The sequence below is a fragment of the Acinetobacter sp. RF14B genome (assembly GCF_006864105.1).
Classification (GTDB): Bacteria; Pseudomonadota; Gammaproteobacteria; order Pseudomonadales; family Moraxellaceae; genus Acinetobacter; species Acinetobacter lwoffii_C.
Genome location: NZ_SMTB01000127.1, coordinates 1 through 5,133, shown reverse-complemented (window position 1 = coordinate 5,133; position 5,133 = coordinate 1). Strand labels below are relative to the sequence as shown.

7 protein-coding genes are annotated in these 5,133 nt (G+C 45.6%); 6 read left to right on the top strand and 1 reads right to left on the bottom strand.

Annotated elements, in window-relative coordinates; genetic code table 11:
- The 4 genes from E2K52_RS13320 to lysM form a co-directional block, all read left to right on the top strand.
- On the top strand, positions 1 to 644 hold a 644-nt coding region (locus tag E2K52_RS13320; protein ID WP_151205521.1), incomplete at its 5' end, for an ACP S-malonyltransferase.
- Entirely contained in the window at positions 641 to 1,375 is a 735-nt protein-coding gene (gene fabG, locus E2K52_RS13315; protein ID WP_151205520.1) for a 3-oxoacyl-ACP reductase FabG, read from the top strand. The genes E2K52_RS13320 and fabG, both read left to right, overlap by 4 nt.
- Positions 1,376 to 1,461: 86 nt before the next feature.
- The gene (gene acpP, locus E2K52_RS13310; RefSeq protein WP_004893297.1) at positions 1,462 to 1,698 is read left to right on the top strand and encodes an acyl carrier protein; all 237 of its coding nucleotides are present in this window, start codon (positions 1,462 to 1,464) and stop codon (positions 1,696 to 1,698) included.
- A 188-nt stretch (positions 1,699 to 1,886) separates the two neighbouring features.
- A complete protein-coding gene (gene lysM / locus E2K52_RS13305) occupies positions 1,887 to 2,366 on the top strand; it encodes a peptidoglycan-binding protein LysM (RefSeq protein ID WP_151205519.1) in 480 nt (159 codons plus the stop codon).
- A gap of 130 nt (positions 2,367 to 2,496) precedes the next feature.
- Here lysM and E2K52_RS13300 read toward each other — a convergent pair whose 3' ends face one another.
- Positions 2,497 to 2,964 carry an Lrp/AsnC ligand binding domain-containing protein gene (locus E2K52_RS13300; protein WP_151205518.1) on the bottom strand — a complete coding sequence of 156 codons (468 nt, stop codon included), beginning with the start codon at positions 2,962 to 2,964 and terminating at the stop codon, positions 2,497 to 2,499.
- Positions 2,965 to 3,104: 140 nt separating this feature from the next.
- Between E2K52_RS13300 and E2K52_RS13295 the strand changes: the two genes are divergently transcribed.
- Entirely contained in the window at positions 3,105 to 4,364 is a 1,260-nt protein-coding gene (locus tag E2K52_RS13295) for a D-amino acid dehydrogenase (protein ID WP_151205517.1), read from the top strand.
- A gap of 38 nt (positions 4,365 to 4,402) precedes the next feature.
- Positions 4,403 to 5,133, top strand: a 731-nt coding sequence (alr, locus tag E2K52_RS13290) for an alanine racemase (RefSeq protein ID WP_151205516.1), incomplete at its 3' end; no start/stop codon positions are given.

Here is a 5,133-nt window from a genome sequence, read left to right as displayed (position 1 = left end):
GTCTAGGCGATGCTGTGAAACTGGTGAACCTGCGCGGTAAGCTGATGCAAACGGCTGTTCCTCAGGGTGTGGGTGCTATGGCAGCGATCCTGGGTCTGGATGATGCTAAAGTTATTGAACTGTGTGTACAGGCGACTGAAGCAGGTGAGGGTTCGGTTGAAGCAGCCAACTATAATGCACAAGGTCAGGTAGTGGTTGCGGGCAATAAGGAACGCGTTGAAGCAGTGATGGCACTGGCCAAAGAAAATGGCGGCAAAGCCATTGCATTGCCAGTTTCAGTTCCATCTCACTGCTCGTTGATGAAACCTGCCGCTGAGCAGTTTGCTCAGGCTTTGGAACAAAGTGCCATTGAGATGCCGCGTATACCTGTATTACAAAATGTAGGCGCTCAAGCAGCGACTGATGTTAATGCGCTTCGTCAGGCTTTAACGGCGCAGCTTTATGAGTCGGTACAATGGACCAAAACCCTACAATTCCTGCAAGATGAAGGAATTGAATACATCGTAGAATGTGGTCCGGGGAATGTATTGGCCAATATGGCAAAACGTTTACCAAAAATTGAAAAAGCACTTCCACTCGATACTCAGTCTCGTCTGGAAGATGCACTAAACACCGTATTGGTGGCAGAAGGGAAAATTGCATGACACAGGAACGTAAAGTTGCCTTGGTGACAGGTGCAAGCCGTGGTATTGGTGCGGCAATTGCACAACAATTAATTCAAGACGGTTATTTTGTGGTAGGAACTGCAACTTCTGAAGCTGGTGCGGAAAAACTTTCTGCACAGTTTGCAGAGCAGGGTGCAGGCAAGGTTCTGGATGTGCGCGATGGTGCTGCTATTGATGCGCTGGTAACCGAGATTGAAAAAGACTTCGGTTCGGTACTGGTACTGGTGAATAATGCCGGAATTACCAAAGACAACCTGTTATTGCGTATGTCGGAAGATGACTGGGATGACATCCTGAACATTCATCTAAAAGCTGTCTATCGCTTGTCTAAACGTGTCCTGAAAGGTATGACCAAGGCGCGTTTTGGCCGCATTATCAATATCAGTTCTGTGGTCGCGCACTTTGCCAACCCGGGACAGGCCAACTATTCTGCGGCAAAAGCAGGAATTGAGGCATTTGGCCGCAGTCTGGCCAAGGAAATGGGCAGCCGTCAGATTACAGTCAACTCAGTTGCACCGGGCTTTATTGCGACTGAAATGACAGAACAGTTAAGTGAAGAAATTCGCAAGAAGATGAGTGATCAGGTGGCTTTAAACCGTTTAGGTGATCCACAGGATATCGCTAATGCGGTAAGTTTTCTGGCTTCTGAAAAAGCCAGTTACATTACCGGTACAGTCATTCACGTAAATGGTGGTTTATACATGAGCTAAACAGCACATGTATTAACTTTCCAAATTTTTTAGATTCAATTAAACTAACGGCATTAAAAACGCCACAAGCAATGAGGAGAATTCCTGTGAGCGATATCGAACAACGCGTTAAGCAAGCGGTTGCAGAACAACTTGGTATCAAAGTCGAAGAGATTAAAAACGAAGCATCTTTCATGGATGACTTGGGTGCTGACTCTCTAGACCTGGTTGAGCTTGTTATGTCTTTCGAAAATGACTTCGACATCACAATTCCTGATGAAGATTCTAACGAAATCACTACTGTTCAATCTGCAATTGACTATGTTTCTAAGAAACTGGGTTAATTACTGATTTTCAGCTCTTGGGCTGAACTTAAAAACCACCATTCAGGTGGTTTTTTTGTTTTTGTCTAAAAAGATTTTAAAGTCTTTACAGTCCATTACTCTTGCTTACCAATGTATAACTCTATATCTGCTGCTTTCACTATACTAATAACAATGATCTTAATTAACAATGAGAAAGGAGTTGGGATATGGGGATTTTTGATTTCGTAAAAGGGATAGGCAAGAAAAATACGGCTGCCGCAGAGCCACAACAGACTACGCCACAAGCTGCCGCAGCAGAACCTTCTGCACAAGAAGTTGCCAATAAATTATTGGGGCATGTAAAGAGTTTGGGCCTACCGATTAGCGGATTATCAATTAGTTATAATTCGACAACCGATCTGGCTACCGTACGCGGAAAAGTACAGAGTCAGGCCGACCGTGAAAAAATTATTCTGGCAGTGGGAAATATTGATCATGTAGCCCAAGTTGATGATCAGTTGACTGTAAGCAATCCTGAAGCGGAAAGTAAATTTTATACCGTCAAATCTGGAGACACTTTATCTAAAATCTCCAAGGATTTTTATGGCGATGCCAACCAGTATAATAAAATCTTTCAGGCCAATCGCCCTTTATTAAAAGACGCAGATGATATTTTCCCGGGTCAGGTGTTGCGTATTCCTACCTGAGGTTTAAATGATCCTCTTGATCTATCTAAACAGAGGAACCGAATCCATTTTATTTAGATCAATATCTCATAGCAAAGCCTAGGATAGAGGCTTTGCTATTTTCAGGTTTTGGAAGAGTCTGAACAAGCGTTTAAAGTCCGACATCCAGATATAAACTTTCTTTTACTTCCTCCATCACAATATAGCTATGCGAAGATGCAGAAGAGGGTAATTTTTTGAGTAAATCGCCGAGTAGCCGACGGTACGCACTCATTTCTTTGAGACGCGCTTTGACCAGATAATCAAATTCACCTGAAATTAGATGACATTCCAGTACTTCCGGGATTTCGATTAAATCCCGCGCCACCTGATCAAAAACATCGCCAGACTTTGCAGAGAGCTTGATTTCCAGAAAAACCAGCAAGTTGCGCTCAACCTTTGCGGGATTTAAACGGGCGTAATATCCCATGATGATACCATCGCGTTCCAGTCGCTTGACCCGTTCTGAACAGGGCGTTGTCGACAGGTTGACCCGGGCGGCCAGCTCACTAATGGCAATCCGTCCATCGTGTTGCAGGATGTCTAGAATCATGCGGTCTACCCGGTCCAGTTTACGCATTTGTTATTTCCTCTCTTTTTTAAATTCGCACGATAAAATTGGCTGATTCACTGGATTAATCCTCATAAAACAGTGAAATTCACTATTTAACCAAAAATATACTAGTGAAATAAACTATAAATGTCATTGAGGATCATGTCATGCGCGTTATTGTACTGGGTGGTGGAGTCATTGGAGTCACAAGTGCCTACTATCTTGCACAGCAGGGAGCAGAGGTCACTGTTCTTGATCGCCAGGCAGGGCCGGCTGAAGAGACCAGTTTTGGTAATGCCGGCCAGATTTCTCCAGGCTATTCGACGCCATGGGCCGCACCTGGTATTCCGTTTAAAGCTGTGCAGTGGATGTTTCAGCATCATGCACCGCTGGCCATTAATGTCGATGGCAGCTTGTGGCAGCTGAAATGGATGGCGCAAATGCTGAAAAACTGTAATGCCCAGCATTATGCCGTCAATAAAGAACGTATGGTGCGCGTGGCAGAATATAGCCGTGACTGTTTACGCAATTTGCGTCGTGATATCGGTATTTCTTATGAAAACCGCTCTAAAGGAACGTTGCAAATCTTCCGTAAAGAGGCACAAGTAGAGGCAGTCCAGCGAGATATTGAAGTCCTGAAAGAAACGGGTGTTGAATTTGAGCTGCTAGACCGCGATGGACTGGCCAAGGTTGAGCCTGCTCTGGCCGAAGCCAAGGACAAACTGGTGGGTGGTCTGCATTTGCCGAATGATGAAACCGGGGATTGCTACCTGTTTACCAATGCGCTTGCAAATTATGCCAAAGGTATGGGAGTTGAATTTCGCTTTAATCAGAATGTTGAAAAACTGATTGTGGAAGGAGATCAAATCAAAGGTGTTGTGGTGAATGGCAAGGTGCTGACTGCTGACAAATATGTGCTGGCTTTTGGTAGTTATTCACGTGATTTCTTAAAACCATTGCATCTGGATTTACCGGTTTATCCGGTGAAAGGTTATTCACTGACCATTCCGATTGTGGATGCTGCTCATGCACCTGAATCGACAGTGCTGGATGAAACCTACAAGATTGCCCTGACCCGTTTTGACCAGCGTATCCGGGTGGGTGGTATGGCAGAACTGACCGGCTTTAATTTAGGCCTAAATGAAGATCGCCGTGCGACTCTGGAAATGGTGACTCGTGACCTGTTCCCGGGTGGAGACATGGAGCAGGCCAGTTTCTGGACTGGTTTACGTCCAATGACGCCGGACAGTACCCCGATTATTGGTGAAACCCGTTATAAAAACCTGTTCCTGAATACCGGACACGGAACTTTGGGCTGGACTATGGCATGTGGTTCAGGAAAGCTGATTAGTGATCTGATGTTGGGGCAAACGCCTGAAATCAGTACTGAGGGCTTGTCGCTGAACCGTTATCAGCAGGCAGCTTAAGCAGTTTTTAAGGATTTTTGGATTCAGGGAAGCGAGTTATGCCACGTCCAATTCACGCGGTCATTCATCAACAGGCACTAAAACATAACCTGAAAGTCGCCCGTTCCTTTGCAGCCCAAAGTCAGGTCTTTGCCGTGGTTAAGGCAGATGCCTATGGGCACGGCATTGAGCGGGTATATCCGGCCTTGCAACAGGCGGATGGCTTTGCCTTTCTAGATATTGCTGAAGGCAAACGTCTCAGAGCCTTGGGCTGCGACAAACCGCTATTATTGCTCGAAGGTATCTTTGGTCTAGAAGATTTATTTGACTGTGCCAAGTATGCAATGGCCTTTGCCATTCATGCTCCGCATCAGCTGGAATGGCTTAAATCATTTGTCAGTCTGCAACCAGAAGCTCAGCTGGATGTATTTCTGAAAATGAATAGCGGCATGAACCGGCTCGGATTTCTGCCCGAACAATATGCCGCAGTATTTCAAGAACTGCAAAGCATCCGGCAGATACGCTCAATTAGCCATATGACGCATTTTTCTGATGCCGATAGCATGCGCTTGGGCCGAGAGGGCATTGAACATCAGCAACTGGTTTTTGCTCAAACGACCCAAGGTCTGCCGGGCAAAATCTCGCTAAGCAATAGCGCAGCTATTCTCCGACATCAGCAGCTACATTCAGATATTGTGCGTAGCGGCATTATGCTCTATGGCAGTTCACCGGACTATCCGGCGCATAGTATCGAGCACTGGAATTTGCAACCGGCCATGAGTCTGCGCAG